The sequence below is a fragment of the Arthrobacter sp. UYP6 genome, from assembly GCF_040547315.1.
Taxonomy (GTDB): Bacteria; Actinomycetota; Actinomycetes; order Actinomycetales; family Micrococcaceae; genus Arthrobacter_B.
In genome coordinates, this window is the sequence record NZ_JBEPPM010000006.1 from 69987 (window position 1) to 94533 (window position 24547).

At 65.1% G+C, this 24547-nt stretch carries 20 protein-coding genes and 1 tRNA gene; 13 read left to right on the top strand and 8 right to left on the bottom strand.

Going from position 1 to position 24547, the window contains the following annotated elements; all coding sequences use genetic code 11:
- Positions 1 to 12 precede the first annotated feature (12 nt).
- Genes ABIB35_RS06845 through sp36 form a run of 3 tightly spaced genes read right to left on the bottom strand, consistent with a single transcriptional unit; the run spans position 13 to position 1554 of the window.
- Complete coding sequence (locus ABIB35_RS06845) at positions 13 to 924, bottom strand: NUDIX hydrolase (RefSeq protein ID WP_354179996.1); 912 nt, start codon at positions 922 to 924, stop codon at positions 13 to 15.
- Positions 917 to 1399: a RidA family protein gene (locus ABIB35_RS06850; RefSeq protein ID WP_354179998.1), complete on the bottom strand. Its 483-nt coding sequence runs from the start codon at positions 1397 to 1399 to the stop codon at positions 917 to 919. Before ABIB35_RS06850 ends, ABIB35_RS06845 begins: the two co-directional genes overlap by 8 nt.
- Positions 1396 to 1554 carry a Sp36 family protein gene (gene sp36, locus ABIB35_RS06855; protein WP_146067190.1) on the bottom strand — a complete coding sequence of 53 codons (159 nt, stop codon included), beginning with the start codon at positions 1552 to 1554 and terminating at the stop codon, positions 1396 to 1398. The genes ABIB35_RS06850 and sp36 overlap by 4 nt, the downstream gene beginning before the upstream one ends.
- Before the next feature lie 37 nt (positions 1555 to 1591).
- On the opposite strand from sp36, the gene ABIB35_RS06860 reads away from it, so the two are divergent.
- The 6 genes from ABIB35_RS06860 (at position 1592) to ABIB35_RS06885 (ending at position 10334) form a co-directional block, all read left to right on the top strand.
- Positions 1592 to 3859: a transglycosylase domain-containing protein gene (locus tag ABIB35_RS06860; RefSeq protein ID WP_354180000.1), complete on the top strand. Its 2268-nt coding sequence runs from the start codon at positions 1592 to 1594 to the stop codon at positions 3857 to 3859.
- Between the two features lie 4 nt (positions 3860 to 3863).
- The gene (locus ABIB35_RS06865; RefSeq protein ID WP_502915743.1) at positions 3864 to 4796 is read left to right on the top strand and encodes a metallophosphoesterase; all 933 of its coding nucleotides are present in this window, start codon (positions 3864 to 3866) and stop codon (positions 4794 to 4796) included.
- Between the two features lie 625 nt (positions 4797 to 5421).
- Positions 5422 to 7299 (top strand): ABC transporter ATP-binding protein, encoded by a 1878-nt coding sequence (locus ABIB35_RS06870; RefSeq protein ID WP_354180002.1) that lies wholly within the window; start codon positions 5422 to 5424, stop codon positions 7297 to 7299.
- The gene (locus ABIB35_RS06875) at positions 7296 to 9197 is read left to right on the top strand and encodes an ABC transporter ATP-binding protein (RefSeq protein ID WP_354180003.1); all 1902 of its coding nucleotides are present in this window, start codon (positions 7296 to 7298) and stop codon (positions 9195 to 9197) included. Before ABIB35_RS06870 ends, ABIB35_RS06875 begins: the two co-directional genes overlap by 4 nt.
- 84 nt (positions 9198 to 9281) lie before the next feature.
- Positions 9282 to 9358, top strand: a tRNA-Pro gene (locus ABIB35_RS06880).
- Between the two features lie 334 nt (positions 9359 to 9692).
- On the top strand, positions 9693 to 10334 hold the full coding sequence (locus ABIB35_RS06885; protein ID WP_354180005.1) for a dihydrofolate reductase family protein: 642 nt from the start codon (positions 9693 to 9695) through the stop codon (positions 10332 to 10334).
- Between the two features lie 194 nt (positions 10335 to 10528).
- On the opposite strand, the gene ABIB35_RS06890 is transcribed toward ABIB35_RS06885, so the two are convergent.
- Together ABIB35_RS06890 and purD are read right to left on the bottom strand one after the other, a co-directional pair.
- On the bottom strand, positions 10529 to 11422 hold the full coding sequence (locus ABIB35_RS06890) for a phosphoribosylaminoimidazolesuccinocarboxamide synthase (RefSeq protein WP_354180007.1): 894 nt from the start codon (positions 11420 to 11422) through the stop codon (positions 10529 to 10531).
- Positions 11419 to 12741: a phosphoribosylamine--glycine ligase gene (purD, locus tag ABIB35_RS06895; protein WP_354180008.1), complete on the bottom strand. Its 1323-nt coding sequence runs from the start codon at positions 12739 to 12741 to the stop codon at positions 11419 to 11421. The genes ABIB35_RS06890 and purD overlap by 4 nt, the downstream gene beginning before the upstream one ends.
- 119 nt (positions 12742 to 12860) lie before the next feature.
- On the opposite strand from purD, the gene ABIB35_RS06900 reads away from it, so the two are divergent.
- The 6 genes from ABIB35_RS06900 (at position 12861) to purM (ending at position 19067) form a co-directional block, all read left to right on the top strand.
- Positions 12861 to 14576 (top strand): molybdopterin-dependent oxidoreductase, encoded by a 1716-nt coding sequence (locus ABIB35_RS06900; RefSeq protein WP_354180010.1) that lies wholly within the window; start codon positions 12861 to 12863, stop codon positions 14574 to 14576.
- A 4-nt stretch (positions 14577 to 14580) separates the two neighbouring features.
- Positions 14581 to 15603 (top strand): asparaginase, encoded by a 1023-nt coding sequence (locus ABIB35_RS06905; protein ID WP_354180011.1) that lies wholly within the window; start codon positions 14581 to 14583, stop codon positions 15601 to 15603.
- 20 nt (positions 15604 to 15623) lie between these two features.
- Positions 15624 to 16004, top strand: a complete 381-nt coding sequence (locus ABIB35_RS06910) for a sterol carrier family protein (protein WP_354180013.1) — start codon at positions 15624 to 15626, stop codon at positions 16002 to 16004.
- A gap of 25 nt (positions 16005 to 16029) precedes the next feature.
- Positions 16030 to 16317 carry a hypothetical protein gene (locus ABIB35_RS06915; RefSeq protein ID WP_354180015.1) on the top strand — a complete coding sequence of 96 codons (288 nt, stop codon included), beginning with the start codon at positions 16030 to 16032 and terminating at the stop codon, positions 16315 to 16317.
- Positions 16318 to 16389: 72 nt separating this feature from the next.
- Positions 16390 to 17958, top strand: coding sequence for an amidophosphoribosyltransferase (purF, locus tag ABIB35_RS06920; protein ID WP_354180016.1), 1569 nt, complete (start codon positions 16390 to 16392; stop codon positions 17956 to 17958).
- Complete coding sequence (gene purM, locus ABIB35_RS06925) at positions 17955 to 19067, top strand: phosphoribosylformylglycinamidine cyclo-ligase (protein WP_354180018.1); 1113 nt, start codon at positions 17955 to 17957, stop codon at positions 19065 to 19067. The genes purF and purM overlap by 4 nt, the downstream gene beginning before the upstream one ends.
- A 173-nt stretch (positions 19068 to 19240) precedes the next feature.
- Here purM and ABIB35_RS06930 read toward each other — a convergent pair whose 3' ends face one another.
- A complete protein-coding gene (locus tag ABIB35_RS06930; RefSeq protein WP_104102792.1) occupies positions 19241 to 19477 on the bottom strand; it encodes a DUF3073 domain-containing protein in 237 nt (78 codons plus the stop codon).
- A gap of 276 nt (positions 19478 to 19753) precedes the next feature.
- Here ABIB35_RS06930 and ABIB35_RS06935 point away from each other — a divergent pair, with 276 nt between their 5' ends.
- Entirely contained in the window at positions 19754 to 20935 is a 1182-nt protein-coding gene (locus ABIB35_RS06935) for a septum formation family protein (RefSeq protein WP_354180020.1), read from the top strand.
- Here the strand turns inward: ABIB35_RS06935 and clpB are convergent.
- Positions 20910 to 23558: an ATP-dependent chaperone ClpB gene (gene clpB / locus ABIB35_RS06940; protein WP_354180022.1), complete on the bottom strand. Its 2649-nt coding sequence runs from the start codon at positions 23556 to 23558 to the stop codon at positions 20910 to 20912. The two genes, ABIB35_RS06935 and clpB, sit on opposite strands and share 26 nt — an antisense overlap.
- 219 nt (positions 23559 to 23777) lie before the next feature.
- Entirely contained in the window at positions 23778 to 24386 is a 609-nt protein-coding gene (locus ABIB35_RS06945; RefSeq protein ID WP_354180024.1) for an SRPBCC domain-containing protein, read from the bottom strand.
- Positions 24387 to 24547: the final 161 nt, after the last annotated feature.

Sequence of the window (24547 nt, forward strand, 5' to 3'; positions counted from 1 at the left end):
TCCGGCTGCGGGTCAGCGTCCGCGTTGTGCGGACCCTTCCCCGACGCCGCTGAGCTGCACTGCAAGCCAATAGCCGCCGTCGTTCTGCACCAGTTCGGGCTGGAAGACAGCGGCGGGGCGGCGCGAGGCCAGGTACGCGATGCAGCCCCGGGCGCCGGCCAGTTTTTCCAGCACCAGTTCCACCTGCGGCACCGTGAGCTCGGACAGGGTGAGCCCCACTGTGTCCGGGAGCCCGATCTCATCACCCAGGGCGGTAGTGTTCCGGGCGGCTATTTCCTCCGCAGCGGAGCGCCACTGCCCCCAGCTTCCTTTGCCCTCCAGCAGCGAGGCTTCCTGGCCCAGCGGCTGAACCACCGCAAAGTAACGGGTGTCGAAGCGGCGCAGGGCGAAGTCGGCGGTCTGCCAGTTGGACAGCGGGCGCAGCAGATCGGTCCGCAACCCCAGGCCGCGGCGGGTCAGCAGATCCAGGAAGGACGAGTCGCCGCTGGCGATCGCGGCCCGGGCAGCCATCCATTCGGGGCCGCGGTTGGCTTCCAGCAGCGTTGACTCGTCGGGGCCGGCGAGCAGGATCCCGGTTTCTTCGAACAGTTCGCGGATCGCTGCCACCACGTGCCGCCGGGCCAGGCGGGGATCGTCGATGCCGAAGGACTTGGCCCACGCTGTCGGGGTCGGGCCGAACCAGGTAGCGGCGTCGTCGTCGCCCGGATCAATGCTGCCGCCGGGGAAAGCCACTTTACCCAGCGGCGACTCTCCGCGCCGATAGGCCAGGTACGTTTCGGTGCCGCGCGGTGCATCCCGCACCAGCACCACGGAGGATGCCAGGCGGGGTTTGCGCGGTGTGCGGTCACCGTGTTCAAGCCAGCTTTCCGCGGCTCCCCGAAGATACGGGGGAACCGGGAAAAGCCGAAGGGAGGAACTAGGCAAATTCAGCGATCACTTCTACCTCGACGGGGGAATCCAGCGGCAGCACAGCCACCCCGACGGCGGAACGGGCATGTGTGCCCGCCTCGCCGAAGACCTTCCCCAACAAATCGGAAGCACCGTTAATGACGGCCGGCTGCCCGGTAAAGGTGGGCTCCGATGCCACAAAGCCCACCACCTTAACGATGCGGCTGATGCGGTCCAGATCTCCGATCTGGGCCTTGATGGCGGCCAGCGCGTTGACGGCACACGTCGCTGCGTAGGCTGCGGCGTCCTCCGCCGACACCTCCGCTCCAACTTTGCCGGCTGCGGGCAACACGCCGGAGACGAACGGCAGTTGGCCGGAGGTGTAGACGTAGTTGCCGGTGACTACAGCGGGCACGTACGCGGCCACGGGTGCTGCGACGTCGGGCAGGTCAATGCCCAGCTCCGCCAGCCTCCGCTCCACGGCCGAAACTGCCCCGGTCAGCTCAGTCACTGCGATTTCTCGCGCTTCATATAGGCCACAGCACCGGTGCCGTTAGGGGCCGGAGTGATCTGGACCAGTTCCCAACCTTCTTCGCCGTGCATGTTAAGGACAGCTCCCGGTGTGTGAAGAGGAAGCGGCGTGATGAAATATTCCCATTTGCTCATAATCCAAAGACTAACGCGTGCTTGTAGACTGATGCGCATGGCAGCTCGCAAATCACCCCTTTTTGACACGGCTACCACTCTGGGCAAGATTGTCGCGTTCTTTGGCGTCAGTGCCCTGTGTGGTGTTTTGGCCGCGGGACTCTTGGTTCCCGCCGCCGCCGCCGCGGGTACGGCCGCGTCCGGATCCCTCCAGTTCTTCGATGATCTGCCGTCGGAACTTGAGGCCGGAGCACTGGCTGAACCGTCAAAGATCTTCGCCAATGACGGGTCACTGATTGCCACCCTCTACGAGGAGAACCGCCAGCCGATCAAGCTGGACCAGGTCTCCCCCACCATGATCGACGCGATGCTGGCCATTGAGGACGACCGTTTTTACGAGCACGGCGGCGTGGACATGCAGGGTATTTTGGGGGCCCTGGCATCGAATATTACGTCCGACACCAACCGCGGTGCCTCCACCATCACGCAGCAGTATGTGAACAACGTCATCATCGACTCGAACCTGCAGAACGGGAAAGAGGTGGTCCTCAGCGGCAGCGCGGACCGAAAATACGGTGACAAGCTGCGCGAAATGAAGCTGGCCATCGCGGTGGAAAAGCAGCTGACCAAGGACGAAATCCTTGAAGGGTACTTCAATATTGTGCCGTTCAGCGGCACCACCTTCGGCGTCCAGGCTGCGGCCAAGTATTTTTTCAACGTCGACGCCTCGGAACTGAACATTCCCCAGGCGGCTCTGCTGGCCGGCGTCGTCAACGGCCCGTCCGTCTACAGCCCCACCGGCAATCCTGAGATGGCCCTGAAGCGGCGGAACGTGGTGCTCCGCGCGATGCTGGACAAGGGGCGCATCACGCAGGAAGAACATGACGCCGCCGTGGCCACAGATCTGGGCCTGAACCTCACTCCGGTGCCGAGCAACTGCACCGGCGCCGCTCAGGCACCCTATTTCTGCGATTACGTGATGCATCTGGTCCTCAATGACGAGGCCTTCGGCGCCACTCCGGAAGACCGCGAGAAGCTGCTCTACCGCGGTGGCCTGAGCATCAACACCACACTGAATCCCAAGATCCAGAATGCTGCGCAGACGGCGGTCAATGAGACAGCCAACCCGGACACCACCGATCCGGAGATTGGCCACTCGATGGTCTCGATGGAACCGACAACCGGAAACATCGTTTCGATGGCACAGAACACGCGCTACACACCCGAGCAGGGCAACGGCAACTCGGTGCTGAACTTCAACGTGGACCTCTACCAGGACGGGGACCCGGAGAAGCCGCTGGGCGGCATGGGCGGTTTCCAGCCGGGTTCCACCTACAAACCGTTCACCGTGGCGGCCTGGCTGGATGCGGGCAAGACGCTGAACGCCCAGCTGGACGGCAGCAAGCGCACCTACCCCGCCGGGTACACCTGGAATGCCAGTTGCCTGCCCGACGGCAAGAAGGTGAACTCTGTTGAGTGGACCCCAATCAATTACGGCGACACCAACTACAAGACCACTTCGGTCATCGACGGCCTGGCCAACTCCCTCAACACCATTACGCTGGCCGAAATCAACCAGTTGGATTTGTGTAAGTTCCAGGAAATGGCCTTTGCTTCGGGTATCCACAACGGCAAGAGCGCCGGTGGTGAAAATGAGATGCTCGGCGTCGACGCGCCGTCGTCCTTTGGCGGCGGCGGCGATGCTTCCCCGCTGGCCATGGCCAACGGTTTCGCCACGTTCGCGGCCGAGGGCGTCAAGTGCGAGCCCCGCGCCCTGACTTCAGTGACAGCAGTGGACGGACGGACCTTCGAGGTTCCGCCGCAGAAATGCGAGCAGGTCATGAAGAAGGAAGTGGCCCAGGGCGTCAACGCCGCCACTCAGCAGGTGATGACCAAGGGATCCGGCTATTACCTGCAGAACGGAAGGCCCGTAGCCGGCAAGACCGGCACCAACGACTTCCGGTCCCAGACCTGGTTCATGGGCTACACCAGCGGCATGGTCACCGCCTCCTGGCTGGGCAACCACGTCTGGGGCAACGAACAGGGGTCGATGGAAGGCAAGCAGATCGGCGGTGTGGTTTACCCCGAAATTGACGGCTCCAAGATTGCCGGCCCGTCCTGGAAGAACTTCATTGACCGGATTCCCGACCAGTACCAGGCCAACCCGTTCACTCCCCCGCCTGCCAGCATCATGGGTAACCTCCCCGCCCCGCCTAAGCCTGCTCCCGCCCCCAGCCCCTCCGGAGGCGGCGACAAGGACAAGGAGAAGAACCAAGACAAGAACGGCGGCCAGGGCGGGGACAACAAGAAGAACGACGACGACTAACACTGTGACTGATTCTTCCTTGAGTTCTGTCCTGCGTTCTGCTGCCTGGGTCGCGGGCGGCACCGTCGGGGCTGGCGCTGCCACCCTGGCTTATGCATCGCTGATTGAGCGTAATCTCTTTGGTGTGCGGGAAGAGGCGGTGGCTGTCCTTCCGCCGGGGAGTTCTCCCCTGCGGGTGCTGCACCTCTCGGACATCCATTTTGTGCCCAACCAGAACATCAAGGTCCGGTGGCTGCAGTCGCTGGCCGATCTGGAACCTGACCTGGTGGTGAACACCGGTGACAATCTGAGCCATCCGGACGCTGTTCCTCCGCTGCTGGAGGCGCTCAAACCCCTCATGCGTTTCCCCGGCGTGTATGTGCCCGGCTCGAACGATTACTACGGGCCGATGCTCAAGAACCCGCTGACGTATTTCACCGGCCCCTCCAAGATCTCCAAAGAACCACCCGCGCTGCCTTTCGGCGAGCTCTTCGGTGCGTTCGAAGACGCCGGCTGGGCCGGACTGACCAACCGGAGAGATTCGATGGAGCTGCGCGGTGTCCGCCTGGACTTTTCCGGAGTGGACGATCCGCATCTGAATCGGGACGTTTATGCCGGCTTCCCCTCACCGGAATCAGGCGCCGAAAGCCGCACCGTGCGGGTAGGGGTTGCCCACGCCCCGTACCAGCGGGTCCTCAACTACTTCACCGACGGCGACGCTGATCTGATCCTGGCCGGCCATACCCACGGCGGACAGGTCTGTGTTCCCTTCTACGGGGCGCTGGTCAGCAACTGTGACTTGCCCACGCGGCTCGCAAAGGGTTTGTCCGTATGGGAACACAACGGCCGGCGCGCGCCCATGAACATCTCGGCCGGCATCGGGACCTCCCGCTTTGCTCCGGTCCGGTTTGCCTGCCGCCCCGAAGCTGTGCTGCTGACGCTCACTGCCCGTTCCTAGCTTTCGGAGCATCCGGCCGGTCCGGCGCCTGGCCGTTTACCCAGCTGCCCCAGTTGTCCAGGTGCCCAGTTGCCCTGAAACCTGACCGTCTGAGCCCCTGACCCCCCTGAGCCCCTGAGCCCCTGAGCCCCTGAGCGATCTGGCCGAGTGTCGAGCTCCTGCCACTTCACCTCGCCGAGTGTCGAGACGATGCCCTTCCCAGCGCCTCAGAGCGGCATTGTCCCTACACTCGGCGAGGGTAAGTGGCCATATCGCAGCACTCGACGTCGTCGATATCGCCGGCTGCCGCGGATCCCCTCCCATCCCAGCCAAGCCGAGCCGAGCATCCGACGGCGCACTCTCGGCGCCTTCCGCCCGGCCCACCGAGTGTCGAGTTCCTGCCGCTTCGCCCCGCCGAGTGTCGAGACGATGCCCTTCCCAGCGCCTCAGAGCGGCATTGTCCCTACTCTCGGCGAGGGTAAGTTGCCATATCGCGACACTCGACGACGTCGATACACCTTCCGCCACGCGGAGATGACCAAACTCCGGACCCCCATCGATTCCACACCGCGCTCAGGCTTAGGATTGAGCCCTCAAAGGGACGCCCTGCTCGCTGCAGCACCCTCCACCCGCTCAAAGAGGTTTCATGCCTGCGCAGACATCACTGTGGCTTTCCCTTTCACGGCTCTATCCACATTTGCGGCCCATCCTCCCCCGTCTTATCCTCGGATTCTTCTGCGCGCTCGGCGCCAGCCTCATGGCTCTGGCCATTCCGCAGGTTTTCCGTGTCCTGATCAACACCTCGCTGAGCCCCGGCGGATCCACGGCAGCGGTGTGGGGTGCGGCCGGCGTCGTGCTGGGTTTGGGCATCCTGGAAGCGGGCTTCATTGCCCTGCGCCGTCAGTTCGTCATTGCCCCGGCCACCACTGTGGAAACGCGGATGCGCACCTCGTTCTACCGCCATCTGCAGGATCTCTCGGTTGCCTTCCATGACCGCTGGGGCAGCGGGCAGCTGCTCTCGCGGGCTATGAGCGACCTGAACCTGGTCCGCCGCTGGATGGCGTTCGGGGCCATCATGCTTGTGGTCACGGCCCTGACCGTGGTGGTGGGCTTCACCATCATGCTCTTCACCAGCTGGGTGCTGGCGCTGATCTTCATAGCAGCGGCCGTTCCCATTGTGGTGTACGGGTTCCGCTTCAACCGGTTCTACCGGCAGGTTTCCCGCCAAAGCCAGGACCAGACCGGTGACCTGGCCACCACGGTGGAGGAATCCGTCCACGGCATCCGGGTACTGAAGGCCTTTGGCCGGAGCCGTGAAGCCCTGGATTCCTTCGAGGAGCAGGCACAGGAACTGCGGCAAACCGAGGTGTTCAAGGCCAATTCGCTGGCCAAGTTCTCCCTGGTGGTCACCCTTCTGCCCGAAGCCGCCCTCGCCGTCGCCCTTGTCGTGGGCATTATTGCGGTGGCCGACGGCAGCCTGAGCATCGGAGCTCTGGTGGCGTTCTTTGCCACCGCCGCCGTCGTCGCCGGACCGGTGGAGTCGATCGGCCCGCTGCTGTCCATGACCCTCACCGCCAAAACGGCGATCGACCGGCACTACGAGGTGATGGACGCGCAGTCCTCCATTCAAGACCCCGAACGGCCGGTGCACCTGAACGATGTGCGCGGAGAGTTGGTATTCGAGGACGTGCACTTCGCCTACCCGGACACCAAGGATGGCACCCGCGACCTGATCGATGGAGTGGACCTGTGCCTGCGCCCCGGCGAAACCATGGCGTTGGTGGGCGTCACCGGGAGCGGAAAGTCCTCCCTCCTGCAGCTGGTCCCCCGGCTGTACGACGTCACGGGAGGCTCCATCCGGATCGACGGCACCGATCTGCGGCAGCTGGAGGTGGAGGAACTGCGCACCATTGTGGCCGTGGCCTTCGAAGACACCACGCTGTTCTCCAGCTCGGTCCGCGACAATGTGCTGCTGGGAGCGGAGCCGGCCAATGCGGCCGAAGCGGATCAGCTCCTGGCCCAGGCCCTGGACGTGGCACAGGCAGACTTCGTGTATTCACTTCCCGAAGGCACTGACACGCTCATTGGCGAGGAGGGGCTAAGCCTGTCCGGCGGCCAGCGTCAGCGGGTGGCCCTGGCCCGGGCCATCGCCGCCCGGCCCACGGTGCTGATCATGGATGATCCGCTCTCAGCGCTGGACGTGCGCACCGAGGAACTGGTCGAAGGCCGGCTGCGCGAGGTACTGGCCGACACCACCACTCTGGTGGTCGCCCACCGCCCCTCCACCGTGTCGCTGGCGGACCGGGTGGCCCTGATGGAGGAAGGACGGATCAGTGCCGTGGGAACGCATGCCGAGCTGCTCGCCAACAATGACCATTACCGCTACGTGATCGCCAGCCTGCCCACGGAGCCCGAAGATCTGGACAGCACGCTGGAGGACGGCCCTATGGCCGGGAACGACGACGACGGCGGCCCCGGCGCGTCCGGTGTTCCGCGCCTGGATGATGAGGAGATAGTCCGATGAGCCGCTTTACCGTCCGCCGCGGCGCCGAAGATTCAGGCACGCCTGCCAAGAGCGGCAAGAGCACCAAGGGTACCGACCCGAACTACGACGCCGGCGCCCGGCTGGGCACCGCCGGCGAGGACGCCGTCCATCTGGGCAAAGAGGAAAACCAGGCGGTCCGCCGCCGTTCCCTGGCCCTGCTGGGCTCGCTGATCCGCCCCAACCGCGGCCGGTTCATCGGCACCGTGCTGCTGGTGGTTTTCTCCCAGGCCGCACGCGTGGCCGGTCCGGCCATCATTGCTTACGGCATTGACCATGCCCTGCCGGATCTGCAGGCCGGTAACAGTCTGCCGCTGGTCCTCTCCGGCGTGGCCTACCTGGTGGCGGCCCTGTTCGCTGCGGGCCTGACGGCCGGTTACGTCCGTGCCACCGCCCTGCTGAGCCAGGCCATGCTGCTGGACCTGCGGCTTAGGGTCTTCCGGCATACGCAGCGCCTGAGCCTGGAATTCCACGAGAAGTACACATCCGGACGGATCATTTCCAGGCAGACCTCGGACCTGGAAGCGCTGCGCGAACTCCTGGACTCCGGTATCAGTTCGCTGGCCTCCGGCGCCATGTACATGCTGTTCACCGCCGTGAGTATCTTCCTGCTGGACTGGCGGACCGGGCTGCTGATGCTGGTGGCGTTTGTCCCTATGTATCTGCTGACCCGCTGGTATCAGAAACGCTCCCAGCTGGCCTACCGCGCCTCCCGGGTGACCTCCGCGAAGCTGATTGTGCACTTCATCGAGACCATGACGGGCATCCGTGCGGTCAAGGCATTCCGGCGCGAAAAGGTGAACGCGGAAAAGTACGACGATCTGGCCGAGGACTACCGCGTGGCTACTGTCCGCTCCATCAACCTCAACGGAATCTTCCAGCCCGGGCTGGTACTGATCGGCAATGCCACGGTGGCCGTGGTGCTGCTGGCGGGCGGCTTCCGCGTGCTCGACGGCGGCCTGGAGGTGGGTGCGCTGCTGGCCCTGCTGCTGTACTCCAAGCGCTTCTTCCAGCCGGTGGACCAGATGGCCATGTTCTACAATTCGTTCCAGTCCGCATCCGCGGCGCTGGAAAAGGTCTCCGGGCTGCTGGAGGAAGTTCCCACGGTCCGCCCGCCCAAGCATCCGGTGGAACTGAAGGAAGCCCGCGGCGACATCCGGTTTGACGGCGTGGAATTCCGCTACGGCACCGGACCGGTGATCCTGCCGCAGATGGACCTGCACATCCCCGCCGGCCAGACCGTGGCCCTGGTGGGACAGACCGGTGCCGGCAAGTCCACCCTGGCCAAGCTGATTGCCCGCTTCTACGACCCCTCCCAGGGGGCGGTGCTGCTGGACGGAGTGGACCTGCGCGACCTCACGCAGCGGGACCTGCGCCGCGCCGTCGTGATGGTGACGCAGGAGGCGTTCCTGTTCAGCGGCTCGGTGGCGGAGAATATCGCGCTCGGCAAGCCCGAGGCCACGCGGGCAGAAATCGTCGCCTCGGCAAAGGCAGTAGGTGCGCACGAGTTCATCGAAGCTCTGCCGGAGGGTTATGACACTGACGTCAACAAGCGCGGCGGCCGGGTTTCCGCCGGCCAGCGCCAGCTGATCAGCTTTGCCCGGGCGTTCCTGGCCGATCCGGCGGTGCTGATCCTGGACGAGGCAACTTCCTCGCTGGACATTCCCAGCGAGCGGCTGGTCCAGCACGGTCTGAAGACCCTGCTGGGAAACCGGACGGCCCTGATCATTGCGCATCGCCTGTCCACCGTGGAGATCGCGGACCGGGTGCTGGTCATGCACAACGGCGAAGTGGTGGAGGACGGCACCCCGGCCGAGCTCACCGGCGGCTCCGGCCGGTTCGCCAAGCTCCAGGCCGCCTGGCAGGAGTCGCTGGTGTAACCCGGTTTCGCGGAATCAGCGGTGATCGTCTACACTTGTAAAGTTGCTTCAGCGGCGGGGAAACCCGGCAAAAAGCAGTGGTTACGGGGTGTGGCGCAGCTTGGTAGCGCGCGTCGTTCGGGACGACGAGGTCGCAGGTTCAAATCCTGTCACCCCGACCAAAACCAAAGACAAGAATGGCATCGAGAAATCGGTGCCTTTTTTGTTGTCTGCGTACTCCTTCGTCGGCCTGTGTTCCTGCCGCCGGCCCACCGGGAGTAACCCGGGTGTACAGGTATGGCGGGTTCCCGTGAGGCCGCACCATCGGGTGTACAGCTATGGCGGCCTCCAAGCCGGTCACGTCACCTCAGCTGCACACTGGATTTGCCGCTCCGCCCGCTATCCCGCCACACCTGCACACTCAAAGTCCCGGCATGCCCCTGACACCCGTTGGTTCCTGCCGCCGCGAACGCTAGGCTGAGGCCACCTTTAGACCGACCGCCGCAAGGAGCGCTCATGGTTGTCCGCGTAGACCTGAACATTTCCCTCGACGGGTACGCCACCACCACGGACCAGACACGGGAGAAACCCTTCGGCGAGGACTGGGGTCGGCTGGTCGGTCCGTACACCGCTACGCGCACGTTCCGGGAACGCGTCCTGCACGACACCACCGGGGAGGGCACCACCGGCGTGGACGACGAGTACGCCGAAGCCTACTTCGCTGAAGTCGGAGCGGAAATCATGGGAGCTGGAATGTTCGGCCTGCACAACTTCCCAGACGATCCTGCGTGGCAGGGCTGGTGGGGCGATGAGCCTCCATTCCAGGTTCCGGTCTATGTCCTGACCCATACCCCGCGCCCCGCCGTCGAGATGGCGAACGGAACCAGGTTTGAGTTCCTGGCCGCCTCCCCTGAAGAGGCACTGGCCCTGGCAACCGACACAGCAGCCGGCGGGGACGTCCGGATCGGCGGCGGCCCCACGCTCATCAAGGCATTCCTGGCAGCCGGGCTGGTCGACCGGCTGCATGTTGGCATCACCCCCATCCTGCTGGGCCGCGGCATCAACCTGTGGGAGGGCCTGCGCGGCATAGAGGACGGCTACGACGTCAGCGCCGAGACGGCCGAAAGCGGAGTCCTGCACCTGACCTTCCGGCGCTAAGTGCCGGCCGGCCTCAGCCAGCGGTCAGCTTCCCGGCCGCACGTTCCCACTCTCTGTGGCGCAGGAGTGCTCCTGCGGTCACAGCAGCCCCATCAGGCAACAAAGCATGGGAACCAGTGCGGAAATCCGGGGCCGCTGGGGAAACTACTGCTGGGGAAACTACTGCTGAACAAACTAATACTGCCGCTCGACGCCTACACGAACACCCTGCCGGTCAGCCGCTCGTAAGCCTCCACGTAGCGGGCACGGGTGCGCTCAATGACGTCTGCGGGCAGCGCCGGCGGCGGCGTGTCCGAAGCCTTATCCCAGCCGGACTCCGGCGAGGTCAACCAGTCCCGGACGTACTGCTTGTCGAAGGAGGGCTGCGCCTGCCCCGGCGAGTACAGTGCCTCGTCCCAGAACCGGGAGGAATCAGGCGTCAGGACCTCATCGCCCAGCGTCACCTCGCCGGTGGCCGGATCCAGCCCGAACTCCACTTTGGTGTCCGCCAGGATGATTCCGCGCTCCCGGGCAATGGCCTCGGCAGCGGTGTAGATCTCCAGGGTCAGCGAGCGCAGCGTCTCTGCCGTCTCGGCGCCAACAGTCTTCACCACGGCGTCGTAGTTGATGTTCTCGTCATGCTCGCCCACCTCGGCCTTGGCCGACGGTGTGAAGATCGCCGGTTCCAGGCGGGAGCCGTCCACCAGTCCGGCCGGCAGCGGCACGTCACAGACGGTCTGCGAGACGCGGTATTCGGCCAGCCCGGTGCCGGTGAGGTAGCCGCGGGCAATGCACTCCACCGGATACATCTGAAGCTTCCGGCAGATCATGGCCCGGCCCGCCACCTCGGCCGGCACGCCCTCGTCCGCGGAGATGACGTGGTTGGGCACGCGGAGCTGCTCAAACCACCACAGGCTGAGCTGGGTCAGGATCCGGCCCTTGTCCGGAATCTCTGAGCTCAGCACATGGTCAAAGGCGCTGATCCGGTCGCTGGCCACCACCAGGACCATCTCCCCCGCACCCGGTGCGGAGAGATCCTCGGGAACATACAGGTCGCGGACCTTCCCGGAGTAGGCGTGGGTCCAGCCGGCGAGTTCGGGGGCGCTCATACCAGGTCTCCTTCAATGTCGCGGTCCGCTGCGGCCTGGGAGCCCGCGGGGACGGTCACCTCTCCGCGCAGTGCCTTCAGGGCAATGTCGGTGCGGTGCTGGGATCCGTCCAGCCGGATCTTTTCCACACCTGCGTACGCCAGTTCCCTGGCTGCCTGCAGGTCAGTCCCCAGGCCGACGACGGCGAGTACCCGCCCGCCGGCCGACACCACCTTGCCATCATCGTTGAGCCGGGTACCGGCATGCAGCACGTGGACGCCGTCAATCTTTCCGGCCTTCTTCAGGCCGCGGATCCGGTCTCCGGTGCGCGGCGCGTCCGGATAATCGGCGGCGGCCACCACCACGGCCACCGCGGTGCGGGGATCCCATTTGAGCTGTTCCATGGCGTCCAGTTCGCCCTTGGCAGCGGCCAGCAGCAGCCCGCCCAGGGGTGTGCGCAGCCGGGCCAGCACGGCCTGGGTTTCCGGATCGCCAAAGCGTGCGTTGAACTCGATGACGCGCATTCCGCGTGAGGTCAGTGCCAGCCCGCAGTACAGCACGCCCACAAAGGGGGTGCCGCGCGCGGCCATCTCGTCGATGGTGGGCTGGGCTACGCGGCGAAGAACGTCCTCAACAAGGTTGGACGGAACCCAGGACAGCGGCGAATAGGCGCCCATTCCGCCGGTGTTGGGGCCCTCGTCGCCGTCGTAAATGCGCTTGAAATCCTGTGCCGGTGCCAGCGGCACCACGTGCCGGCCGTCGGAGAGGACAAAGAGGGACACTTCGGGTCCGTCCAGGAATTCCTCAATCACCACGGTGCCGCCAACATCAAAGCAGGACTGTGCGTGGGCCAGGGCCTCGCCGCGGTCCGAGGTGACCACCACGCCCTTGCCGGCGGCCAGCCCGTCATCCTTGACCACGTACGGGGCGCCGAAGGTATCCAATGCGTCGGCGGCCTGTTCCGGAGTGGAGGCCACACGGGCCATGGCGGTGGGCACGTTTGCCGCCGCCATCACGGCCTTGGCGAAGGCCTTGGACGCTTCCAGCTGGGCCGCCGCCTTTGACGGCCCAAAGACGGGGATGCCGGCTTCGCGGAGGGCATCGGCAACACCGGCGGCAAGCGGAGCTTCCGGGCCAATCACCACCAGGTCGGAGCCGAGGCTGCGGGCCAGGGCAGTCACTTCCGCCGGGTTGGACGCGTTGAGCTGGTGGGTCGGAACTATCTGCGATATGCCCGCGTTGCCGGGGGCTGCGTGCACCTCGCGGACATACGGATCGGCCAGCAGGGATCGGACAAGGGCGTGTTCGCGGCCGCCGGGGCCAACAACTAGAACCTTCACAGTAGTTCAGCGTACTGGGTGGGCTCCGGCAGCAGAAAAGATCTGCCCGCTTGTGACGCCGCACCCAACCGGCGCCGGCGGGAACCCATACAAACGCTCCGCGGCCGCGAATAGGAGCCATGACCGCTTCCACGAAGTACCCCGCCCACCGGTCCTGGAACCTGCGCACCACGCTGTACGCCGCGCTGGCCGGGATCATAGCCGCCGGAACGGTGCTGGCCGCCGCGGAACTGGCGGGGGCCTTTTTCACGGCCCGGGCCCGGCCGCTGATTGCCCTGGGATCCACCTTCATTGACTTCACTCCCCTGTGGCTGAAGAACTTTGCGGTGGAAACCTTCGGCACTAATGACAAGGCCGCCCTCTTTGTAGGTATGGCCCTAACCATCATGGTGCTCGCGGCCTGCGCCGGGGTGCTGGCATACCGCCGCTGGGCGCTGGGGGTGGCCGCCGTCGTTGTCATGGGAGTGGTGATTGTGGCCTGCGTACTGACCCGGGCCGGAGCATCGCCGATGGACGCCATCCCCACAGTGCTGGGCACCGCCGTCGGAATCGGGGTGCTGCGCTTACTGATTCGGCGAATCCCTGCAACCGGATCCGCTGTGACCGTTGCAGCTCAAACGCCGGCGCGGAATAGTAAGGACTCGACGGCGGGTTCCCCCGGGGCTTCGCCCGCCGTCGCGCCGGTCTCAGCGGGGGACGGCGAAAACGACGGCGGTGCCGGGGCCGGCATCGGCGACCCGTCCCCCGCGCCCCGCCGGGGCCGGCCCACCCGACGCGGCTTCTTTGCGGCCGCCGGGCTGACCACTCTGGGGGCCGTCGCCGCAGCGGCGGGCGGCCGGGCGATTGCCGCAGCACGCAGCACCACCGCCTCCTTCCGCGCGGCCCTGAAGCTTCCGGCGCCCGCACAGGCGGCACCTGCGCTGCCGGCCGGATTGCAGTCACCGGTGTCCGGCGTGACCCCGTGGCTCACCCCGAATGCCGATTTTTACCGGATCGACACCGCCCTGAGCGTGCCCGAGGTGGACGCTGAAACCTGGGAGCTGCGGATCCACGGCATGGTGGAGGAGGAAGTGCGGATCAGTTTCGCCGAGCTGCTGGATTCCCCCCTGGTGGAACGCCACCTCACCCTGACCTGCGTCTCTAATCCGCTGGGCGGCGATCTGGCCGGCACCGCCAAGTGGCTGGGCCTTCCGGTGCGCGAGCTGCTGGCCCGGGCGCGGCCCACCGCCGACGCGGATATGGTGCTCTCCACCAGCATCGACGGTTTCAGCGCCTCCACCCCGCTGGGAGTGCTGCAGGATGACCGTGATGCCCTGCTGGCGGTCGGCATGAACGATGAACCGCTGCCCCCGGTGCATGGCTATCCGGTGCGGATGGTGGTGCCGGGCCTGTACGGATTTGTTTCGGCCACCAAGTGGATCATCGACATGGAAGTGACCCGTTTCGATGCCAAGACCGCCTATTGGACTGACCGCGGATGGGCCGAGAAGGCGCCGGTGAAGACCATGGCGCGGGTGGAGGTCCCGGCGTCGTTTGCCCGGGTGCCCGCCGGCCCCGTGGACGTGGGCGGCACGGCCTGGTCGCAGCAGCGCGGCATCACCGGGGTGGAGGTCCAGATCGACGACGGCGACTGGCAGCCAGCGGTCCTGGCCGCCGAGGCCTCGGTGGACACCTGGCGTCAGTTCTCCTTCCGGACCGCAGATCTTTCTTCCGGCAACCACACGGTCCGGGCCCGGGCCACTGACCCTCAGGACGGCGTGCAGACCGACGCGCGGGCCGACACGGTTCCGGACGGAGCCTCCGGCTGGCAGTCCGTACAGTTCATGGTGGAATAGAAGCATGCCTGCCACTTTTACTGCCTCCGATGCCGTTGAACTTGCCGTTGTGGAACGCAGCGGTTTCATCGAGTCCCGCCACATCGGCTCCGCCGTGGTGATGGCTGCTGACGGAACCGTTGTCACAGCCCTGGGTGACATCACCACGCCCATCTTTCCGCGGTCCACTCTGAAGCCTTTCCAGGCCGTGGCCGCCATGCAGGCCGGTGTGCCGCTGCGCGGACCGCAGGTGGCGCTGGCCGCAGCCAGCCACACCGGCTCCAAGGAGCACACCGACGTGGTGCTGACCATGCTGTCCGCCGCCGGTGTCACCGAGGATGACCTGCAGTGCCCCGAAGACTGGCCCCAGGACGAGGCAGCCCGGCATGAGCTGATCCGCGCCGGCAAGGGCAAAAACCGGCTGGCCTTCAACTGCTCCGGCAAGCATGCAGCGTTCCTGTGGGCCTGCACCGAGAACAACTGGGACCACGCCACCTATCTGGACCCGCAGCATCCCCTGCAGCAGCGCATCGCCGAGGTCATTGAGGAATTCACCGGTGAAACGGTCAGCCACTGGGGCACCGACGGCTGCGGCGCGCCCTTGGCTGCCGTCTCGCTAACCGGGCTGGCCCGCGGCATCGGCCGCCTCGCGAAGGCTCCTGCGGGCAAGCACGGCAATGCCCGGGCAGCCACCGTGGCCACCGCCATGCTGGACTACCCCTGGGCCGTTCACGGCCACGGCCGCGAAAACACCGTGGTGATGGAGGACCTGGGCATTATTTGCAAGAACGGCGCCGAAGGCGTGCTGGTCCTGGGTACCGATACGGGCGTGTCGGTGGCCCTGAAAATGCTCGACGGCGACACCCGGGCCGCGTCCCTGGTGGGCCTGACCCTTCTTGCGGCCAGCGGCGCCGTGGACCCCGGCAAGATCAGTGCGGTGCTGGACAAGATTGTCCGTCCGATCCTGGGCGGCGGACAGCCCGTGGGCAGCATCCGCCTGGGCGCGCCGGTGACGGCACTGCTGGATTCCGCTCTGCTGGATTCCTGAGCGGCCCGGCTGGAGTAGACATGGCACGACGACGGGTTCCCGCCCCGGACGGCGAAGCGGCGCTGCGCGCTGCCCTCGCTGCGGCAGCCGCCGGCGCCAAGGCCGAGCGGAACACCCTGGCCACGGCTGTCCGCTATTCCCTGGAAGAACTGGCCGAGCGCGCACCGGGCAACAGCGTGGAGGTCCGGGTGCCGCCGTTCGGTGTCACGCAGTGCGTGGCCGGGCCCCGGCATACCCGCGGCACCCCGCCCAACGTGATTGAAACCGACGCCGCCACCTGGCTGGCGCTGATCGCCGGTCAGCAGTCCTGGGATGCCGCCGTGGGCAGCGGAAAGGTGGCAGCCTCGGGGCTGCGCGCCAACCTCTCGGAATGGTTGCCGCTCTTCCGTGCAGGGCGTTAATCTCTACTGCCGGTAGAATTTGGATATGAATTCCGAGCAGCACAGCCCTGAGCGCCGTGAGATCACCGTCCGCCGCGCTCCACGCTTCGTACCGTTCCTGATGCTGGGCGTGGTGGCCGGCTTCATTGCCGCGCTGGTGGTCGCCTATGCCGGTCCGGAAGACCCCAACTACACGCGCGAAGCCACCCTGGGCTTCTTCACCATCATGTTCGCGATCCCCGGTGTGGCGCTCGGTGCCCTGATTGCCCTGTTCCTGGACTGGATCAGTGTCCGCAGGATCCGCCGTGCCGTTGTTGAACGGGACGAAGATTAACTCATTCTGCCGGCGGCCGTAATGGTTGCGCATCAAGGTCAGGCTTTCCCGGCGGCGTGAGAGACTAATTCCATGGCACGCGGTGACGGAAAGCTTTCCCACGATCTCATGCCCGGCGAAAAAGGTCCGCAGGATGCCTGCGGAGTTTTCGGCGTCTGGGCCCCCGGCGAAGAGGTAGCGAAGCTTACCTATTATGGGCTATATGCCCTGCAGCACCGCGGACAGGAGTCCGCGGGCATTGCCACCAGTGACGGTAAACGGATCAGCGTCTACAAGGACATGGGCCTGGTTTCCCAGGTTTTTGACGAGACGACGCTGAACACCCTGACCGGGCACATTGCGGTGGGGCACTGCCGGTACTCAACTACCGGCGCCTCCCAATGGTCCAATGCGCAGCCCACCCTTGGCGCAACGGCCGCCGGCACGGTGGCCCTGGCCCACAACGGCAACCTGACCAATTCCGCTGAACTCTACGACATGATCGTCGAACGCGAGGGACGCCCCCGATCCGGCGAAATCGCCCAGGGCAACACCTCGGACACGGCACTGGTGACGGCCCTGCTCAATGGCTCGGACGGGCGCTCCCTGGAAGAGACGGCACTGGAACTGCTGCCGAAACTTCGCGGAGCGTTTTCCTTTGTCTTCATGGATGAAGGAACCCTCTACGCAGCCCGCGACACGTACGGAGTCCGCCCGCTGGTGCTGGGGCGGCTGAACCGCGGCTGGGTGGTGGCCTCCGAAGGCTCCGCCCTGGCCACTGTGGGCGCCAGCTTCATCCGTGAAATCAAGCCCGGTGAATTCATCGCCATCGATGAAAACGGGATCCGCAGCACCAGCTTCGGCGAATCCACACCGGCCGGCTGCGTGTTCGAGTACGTCTATCTGGCCCGCCCCGATGCCGTCATCAACGGCCGCTCCGTCTACGAAAGCCGTGTGGAGATGGGCCGCCAGCTGGCCCGTGAACATCCGGTGGACGCGGACATCGTGATTCCGGTCCCTGAATCCGGCACCCCTGCCGCCGTCGGCTTTGCCGAAGAGTCGGGAATTCCCTTTGCACACGGGTTCGTCAAGAACTCCTACGTGGGACGTACCTTCATCCAGCCCAGCCAGACGCTGCGGCAGCTGGGCATCAAACTCAAGCTCAACGCCCTGGAATCGGTCATCCGGGGCAAGCGCGTGGTTGTTGTGGACGATTCCATCGTCCGGGGTAACACCCAGCGGGCCATCGTTCGGATGCTGCGCGAAGTGGGCGCCGCTGAAGTGCACGTGAAGATCTCCTCGCCGCCGGTCCAGTGGCCCTGCTTCTACGGCATCGACTTTGCCTCCCGCGCAGAATTGATTGCCAACGGTGCAGCCGTGGAGGAGATTTGCGCCTCGATCGGCGCGGACAGCCTCGCGTACATCTCCGAAGACGGCATGATCGGCGCCACCCAGCAGCCGCGCCAGCGCCTCTGCACCGCCTGCTTCACCGGCGTGTACCCAATCGAACTGCCCGCCGCCGATAAGCTCGGCAAGTCCCTGCTGGAGAGCGCTGCCCCGGCCAACCCCGCGGATGCGGACAGCGCCAACGGTTGCGACCCGGGTCCTGATTCCGAGTATGAGAACCTCCTCACCGAGTCCGATAAGAAGGAAGCCGTATGAGCTCGTCCAACACCGCCATCACCTATGCCTCAGCGGGCGTGGATGTTGAAGCCGGAGACAAAGCCGTTGAACTGATGAAGGCTGCGGTCAAGGCCACCCACAATTCCTCCGTTCTGGGCGGGGTGGGCGGCTTCGCCGGACTCTACGATGTCTCCCGGCTCCTGACCTACAAGAAGCCCCTGCTGGCAACCTCCACTGACGGCGTAGGCACCAAGGTTGCCATTGCGCAGGCCATGGACATCCACGACACTATTGGCTTTGATCTGGTGGGCATGGTGGTGGATGACATCGTGGTGGTGGGCGCCGAGCCCCTCTTCATGACGGATTACATTGCCTGCGGCAAGGTTGTTCCGGAACGTATCGCGGACATTGTCCGCGGCATAGCCGCAGCCTGTGAGGTGGCCGGGACCGCGCTGGTGGGCGGCGAAACTGCCGAACACCCCGGGCTGCTGGGTGAACACGAATACGACGTCGCCGGTGCCGCCACCGGTGTTGTGGAAGCCGCCAACCTGCTGGGCCCTGAACGTGTCCGCAACGGCGACGTGGTGATCGGCATGGCCTCCTCGGGCCTTCATTCCAACGGATATTCACTAGTCCGGCGCGTCATCAACCATGCCGGCTGGCAGCTCGAACGCCAGGTCAGCGAGTTCGGCCGCACCCTGGGTGAAGAGCTGCTGGAGCCCACCCGGGTGTACGCCGCCGACTGTCTGGACCTGGCCCGTCTGGAAGCTGCAGGCGTCCACGGATTCAGCCACGTGACCGGCGGCGGGCTCGCTGCCAACCTGGCCCGTGTGCTGCCCAAGGGCCTCGAGGCCACAGTGGACCGCTCCACTTGGGAGCTGCCCCCCATCTTCAAGCTGGTGGGCGAGCTGGGCAATGTGCCGCAGCCCGATCTGGAACGCACCCTGAACCTCGGCGTGGGCATGGTCGCCATTGTGGACGCGGCCGGTGCCGATGCCGCAATTGCCCGGCTCGCGGAACGAGGCGTTCCTGCGTGGGCCATGGGTACAGTTGGTGCAGCTGGTCCGGCACAGGCAGGACCGGACTATGTCCAGGGAGCCAAGGGCGTGGACGGCGGCGCCGTACGACTCGTAGGAGACTACGCGTAGCTAGACAGGGTTCTCACTCCGGCCTCGAACTGCAAAGGGCGCTCATCGGCTTCGATGAGCGCCCTTTGCTGCTGGAACTGGGAAGAGAAACCGTCTTAACGGCCTTCAGCGGATCCCCCCCGAGGGGTGATCCGCTGAAGGATAGCAATTGGCCGACGCTTTGAAGTGCCGCTCTAGCCGGTGCGGCGGGAAGTACCTTCATCGTCGTCATCGTCGCCAAATTGATCCGCGTACTTATCTTCGTACGCCGAGTAATCCGGCTCAGCCGGTTCCTCGGGATATCGACTCGATGGACGGCTCGTTGGTCCCGCAAGCTCACGCTGCAGTGCCGAGTAGTCCGTGGCCGGGGTGAAGTACTTCATTTCCCGGGCCTGCTTGGTTGCTTTTGCCTTTTGACGGCCGCGCCCCATGGCGTGACCCCCTTTTTGCGTCGATCCGGAGGTGGTCGCTCTGAGCAAGTGAGCGAGGCCCCGGAATATTTGGTCAATTTGTCGTAAGTACAGGTTACATGTTTTCGGGCCACCTTGTGCCCCGCCTCGCCCTTTGAAGCGGTCCATGACGCCGGATTGGCCCCGTCATCAAAACCCCCTTGTCCTGCACTACCCCGCCGACACTGGGTAAAGTCAGGGGTAGAGACAGATTTGGGGCCCGCGCAGGGCCACCTACAGGGAGGACTGACGTTCACCATGAGCGATAAAAATAGTACGCCGGGAGCCGGTTCCCCTCCCGCTTCCGGAGCATCGGAGGCCAAGCCCAAACCGGCTCAGCAGCCGGCACCGGACACGTCCGGGTCCGTACCGGAGGACACGTCCGGGTCCGTAGCTCCGGTTCCGGGCCTGCCCGATCTTCAGGCCCATGCAGAGCCACCGCAGTGGCTCACCGGCGACGACGGCCATGACGTGCAGGCATGGTCTGAGGCCTTCGAGGCTGAGGCCGATGCCGGACAGGAAGACGGCACCGACGACGTCGCCGCCGATCACCCTGACGAACCCCAGCTGACCAACCCGAACGACGTCACGCTGGAGGAGCCTTCTCTGGAGCGTCCTGACATCAGTTCCGAAGCTGCGGAGTCCGCCTCTCTCAGCGACGCCGCGGCTGAGGTTAAGGCGGTGGAGGCAGAAGCTGCTGACGCCGCTGTCCTCACCGACCCGGCGGCCAACCATCCTGCCGCGGTCAACCACACCGCAGGCATTGCCGCGGCCTCGCCGATGACCGGCAGCCAGCCCGAGGCGGATCAGGCCGCCGAGCCCGCGAACCCCTCCGAGTCCACCGGGCCGGCTGAGTCCACCGAACCGTCGAAGCCCGCAGAGTCCGCAGACCCTGCCGTGCCCGCCGAGTCCCGCCGGTCCCGACGGGACGCGGAACCGCCAGCTGCAGCTGCCGGTAACGGGGGCAGCGGTGGCGGCAAGCGCGCCCTGCTCATCATCGGAGTCCTGGGCGTCCTTGCCGTGCTGGTGGTGTTGCTCTTTACCGTGCTGGGCAGTTCAGCGAAGGAACCGGGCGTGCTGGACGAGAACGTGGCACCGATCGACCTGGAATCAGGGTCCTGTCTGCAGGACTTCACCGGAGTGAACGAACCCACCACGGTGGTCACCTGCGAGACACCGCATAACGCCCAGCTGGTTGCTACCGACACCTATCCGGACAGCGACTCATTCCCCGGTACGGAGGCACTGTCCGCGCGGGCCACTGAAGTCTGCTCGCAGGTGCGGTACTCGGACACCGTGACAGATAATCCCGACTTGGAGCTTCAGGAAAACAAGGTCATTCCCACTCAGGAGTCGTGGAATGACGGCGACCGTAGGATCGACTGCTTTGTGGTTTCCAGTGGGGACCGCGACCTCACTGCTTCACTGCTGCAGGAGTAGCTTCCACGGACAGGCCCGCCGGTTCAGCCACTAGCTCTTCCCCGTCGACGCTCATGCTTCCCTGCGGGCGGTCCACCAGTACGGTGTCACCGTCGGTGATCTTGCCGGCCAGGATGCCCTTGGCCAGCTTGTCGCCGATTTCCCGCTGTACCAGCCGGCGCAGCGGGCGCGCACCATAGGCGGGATCGTAGCCGGTCAGTGCCAGCCACTCCCGTGCAGAGTCGGTAACGTCCAGGACCAGCCGGCGTTCGTGCAGCCTGTTGGCCAGCGCCTTGACCTGGATATCCACAATCTTGGAGAGGTCGTCCAGGCTGAGCGGATCAAAGAGGATGACATCGTCCAGCCGGTTCAGGAACTCGGGCTTGAAGTTGGAATTGACCATGGCCATGACCGATTCCTGCTTCTGTTCCTCTGTCAGGCCAGGATCCACCAGGAACTGTGACCCCAGGTTCGAGGTCAGAATCAGGATGACGTTCCGGAAGTCCACGGTGCGTCCCTGCCCGTCGGTGAGCCGGCCGTCGTCGAGCACCTGGAGCAGGATGTCGAAGACCTCCGGATGCGCCTTTTCCACCTCGTCCAGCAGGATCACGGAGTACGGCCGGCGGCGGACCGCCTCGGTCAGCTGGCCGCCCTCCTCGTAACCCACATACCCCGGAGGAGCACCGACGAGTCGGGAAACCGCATGCTTCTCGGAATATTCGCTCATGTCGATGCGAACCATGGCCCGCTCATCATCGAAGAGGAACTCCGCGAGCGCCTTGGCGAGCTCGGTTTTGCCCACGCCGGTGGGGCCGAGGAACAGGAACGAGCCGGTGGGACGGTCCGGGTCACTGACCCCGGCGCGCGACCGGCGGACGGCATCGGAGACGGCGCTGACGGCCTTGGTCTGCCCGATCAGGCGCGAGCCGAGGTTCGCCTCCATATCCAGCAGCTTCTGGGATTCACCCTGCAGCATCCGGCCGGCGGGAACCCCCGTCCAGGCCGAGACCACTTCGGCAATGTCATCAGCGGTGACTTCTTCGGACACCATCAGTTCATGCGTTTCCTCGCCGAATTTGCTTTCCTCTGCCTGCTGGGCGATCTCCAGTTCCTTCTGCAGAGCCGGAATTTCACCGTAGAGGATGCGTGAAGCCTCGGTGAGATCCCCATCGCGCTGGAACTTTTCCGCTTCGCTGCGCAGCTCATCAATCTGGGCCTTCAGGTCGCCAACCCGGTTCAGCCCGGCTTTCTCCGCTTCCCAGCGGGCATTTAGGCCGGCAAGCTGCTCCTTCTTGTTGGCCATGTCTTCGCGCAGCACTTCCAGCCGCTCGATCGAGCCCTGGTCGGTTTCATTGGCCAGAGCCAGTTCCTCCATGGTCAGCCGGTCCACCGCCCGGCGCAGCTCATCGATCTCCTCCGGCGCGGAGTCAATCTCCATGCGCAGCCTCGACGCGGCTTCATCCACCAGGTCAATGGCCTTGTCCGGCAGCTGCCGGCCGGTGATGTACCGGTTGGACAATGTGGCTGCGGCCACCAGGGCCGAGTCCGCGATGGCCACCTTGTGGTGGGCCTCGTAGCGCTCCTTGAGGCCGCGCAGGATACCAATGGTGTCCGGCACGCTGGGCTCCCCCACATACACCTGCTGGAACCGCCGCTCCAGCGCAGCGTCCTTCTCAATATTCTCGCGGTATTCGTCCAGGGTGGTTGCGCCGATCAGACGGAGCTCGCCGCGTGCCAACATGGGCTTGAGCATGTTCCCGGCGTCCATGGAGCCCTCAGCCGCACCCGCTCCCACCACTGTGTGCAGTTCATCGATGAAGGTGACAATCTGTCCCTCGGCATTGGAGATTTCCTCCAGCACCGCCTTGAAGCGTTCCTCGAACTCACCGCGGTACTTGGCGCCGGCCACCATGGACCCCAGGTCCAGGGAGAGCAGCGTCTTGCCGTTGAGGCTTTCCGGAACATCCCCCGCCACAATGCGCTGGGCCAGTCCCTCGACGACAGCGGTCTTGCCGACGCCCGGCTCACCGATCAGCACGGGGTTGTTCTTGGTGCGGCGGCTCAGCACCTGGATCACGCGCCGGATTTCCGCATCTCGGCCGATCACGGGGTCCAGCTTGCCGCTCCTTGCCATCTCGGTCAGGTCCGTGCTGAATTTTTCCAGCGCCTGAAAGGTGTTTTCCGGATCAGCTGTAGTCACTTTTCGATCTCCTCGTACGGTTGGAAGGGCGGCGCGGAGGGCATCGTGTCCGGCACCGTTATCCCGCAGGGCCTTGCCAGCGGCGCCGCTGTCCAGTGAGAGGCCCAGCAATAGATGCTCGGTGGATACGTACGCATCACCCAGCTGTTCGGCTTCCTGCTGGGCGGCAGTAATCACCTGCAGCGTGGGGCGCGAAAACTGCGGCTGCGCCACGGACGAACCCGAGGATGAGGGCAAGGAATGGATCGCGTTGCTCGCGGCAACACTCACTGTGTGCGGGTTGCCTCCGGCGGCCTTGAGCAGGGCAACAGCAACCCCCTGCCGCTGATCCATCAGCGCCTTCAGTACGTGTACCGGCTCAATTTGGGGGTTGCCCGCCGTAGTGGCATTCATGGCTGCTGCCTGCAGCGCCTCTTGGCTTTTGTTGGTGAATTTGGTGTCCACTACGGGCTCCTTCCAAGCTCAAACTGGGTTCCAGCTCCCGGGATCATCGCAATTAAGGGATCAATCGACCGGACGCAACAAACTTGAGTGTAATCCGCTCAACTTGGCTTGTAAAGTTATCCACAGCGTTTTGCGGGACGTTTTACTCCACTTCAAAAATCCAAAGAAGTGCCACGGAATTACTGATGAGAACTCCTCTAAAACACCGGCAAACCAGAATCAGACGGGCCCCGGAGCCGCTTCGTGCTCATGCTCCCAGTCGGCCTTGGCACCTTCCCATTCAGCGTTCCGCGTTTCGTACAGGTCGCGCCTTTCGCCTTCCAGGGAGGTCCAGCCAATAATTCCCAGTGCTTCGTCGGGGTCGGTGCCGTCCAGATAGTCGCTGAGGCTGTCGAGGAAAAACTCCCAGCCCGGCCCGGCTGCCCACTCGCCCGAATGCGCGTCAATCAGGACAAACCCGTGGCGAACCGATGCGTACTTCAACTCCACCTGGGTTTGGGAGTCGTCGGCGCTCAGGTGCACTTCCAGCTCGGCCGAGTGCCCGCCGGGGCGGGTCACCGAGACCGTTAGTAGTCGGGGAGGATCGCAGCGCAGGATGCTGCCCCTTGTACCGTCAGGGAGTTCGTAGGATCCTCCGCGGCGCAGATCGCCCTCGGGGCGTCCCACGTATCGCTCCAGGGCGTCCGGGTCCGAGATAGCGGTCCAGACCTCTCCGATCGGATGCGGGATGGTTCGGGTGAGCACCATCATCAGCGCGTGGCCGGCCTGGATCTGCCGTCGGCCAAAACTGCGCTCGGTGGCTGTGGTGGCGGAGTCCGGTTCGGACATGTCTTCTACTCCTCTGTAGAACAACCGGCCACCGGTTCCGGGTCCTCCAGCGGCCGTCGACGCCCAGTCGGCCGTCAGCAGGAATCAGTGGAAGCGAGTTGTGGACCATGGCCGCGAAACGGCCTGTTTTCCAAAACCGTAGCAGGGAATACCTGCTGTGC

Excerpts from the sequence above, each read along its gene's own strand:
- ABIB35_RS06935 (WP_354180020.1), top strand. The coding sequence starts at position 19,754 with ATGAGCGATAAAAATAGTACGCCGGGAGCCGGTTCCCCTCCCGCTTCC.
- ABIB35_RS06905 (WP_354180011.1), top strand. The coding sequence starts at position 14,581 with ATGCCTGCCACTTTTACTGCCTCCGATGCCGTTGAACTTGCCGTTGTG.
- sp36 (WP_146067190.1), bottom strand. The coding sequence starts at position 1,554 with ATGAGCAAATGGGAATATTTCATCACGCCGCTTCCTCTTCACACACCG.
- purF (WP_354180016.1), top strand. The coding sequence starts at position 16,390 with ATGGCACGCGGTGACGGAAAGCTTTCCCACGATCTCATGCCCGGCGAA.
- ABIB35_RS06945 (WP_354180024.1), bottom strand. The coding sequence starts at position 24,386 with ATGTCCGAACCGGACTCCGCCACCACAGCCACCGAGCGCAGTTTTGGC.
- ABIB35_RS06890 (WP_354180007.1), bottom strand. The coding sequence starts at position 11,422 with ATGAGCGCCCCCGAACTCGCCGGCTGGACCCACGCCTACTCCGGGAAG.
- ABIB35_RS06885 (WP_354180005.1), top strand. The coding sequence starts at position 9,693 with ATGGTTGTCCGCGTAGACCTGAACATTTCCCTCGACGGGTACGCCACC.
- ABIB35_RS06910 (WP_354180013.1), top strand. The coding sequence starts at position 15,624 with ATGGCACGACGACGGGTTCCCGCCCCGGACGGCGAAGCGGCGCTGCGC.
- ABIB35_RS06930 (WP_104102792.1), bottom strand. The coding sequence starts at position 19,477 with ATGGGGCGCGGCCGTCAAAAGGCAAAAGCAACCAAGCAGGCCCGGGAA.
- ABIB35_RS06875 (WP_354180003.1), top strand. The coding sequence starts at position 7,296 with ATGAGCCGCTTTACCGTCCGCCGCGGCGCCGAAGATTCAGGCACGCCT.
- ABIB35_RS06860 (WP_354180000.1), top strand. The coding sequence starts at position 1,592 with ATGGCAGCTCGCAAATCACCCCTTTTTGACACGGCTACCACTCTGGGC.
- ABIB35_RS06900 (WP_354180010.1), top strand. The coding sequence starts at position 12,861 with ATGACCGCTTCCACGAAGTACCCCGCCCACCGGTCCTGGAACCTGCGC.
- ABIB35_RS06915 (WP_354180015.1), top strand. The coding sequence starts at position 16,030 with ATGAATTCCGAGCAGCACAGCCCTGAGCGCCGTGAGATCACCGTCCGC.
- purM (WP_354180018.1), top strand. The coding sequence starts at position 17,955 with ATGAGCTCGTCCAACACCGCCATCACCTATGCCTCAGCGGGCGTGGAT.
- ABIB35_RS06870 (WP_354180002.1), top strand. The coding sequence starts at position 5,422 with ATGCCTGCGCAGACATCACTGTGGCTTTCCCTTTCACGGCTCTATCCA.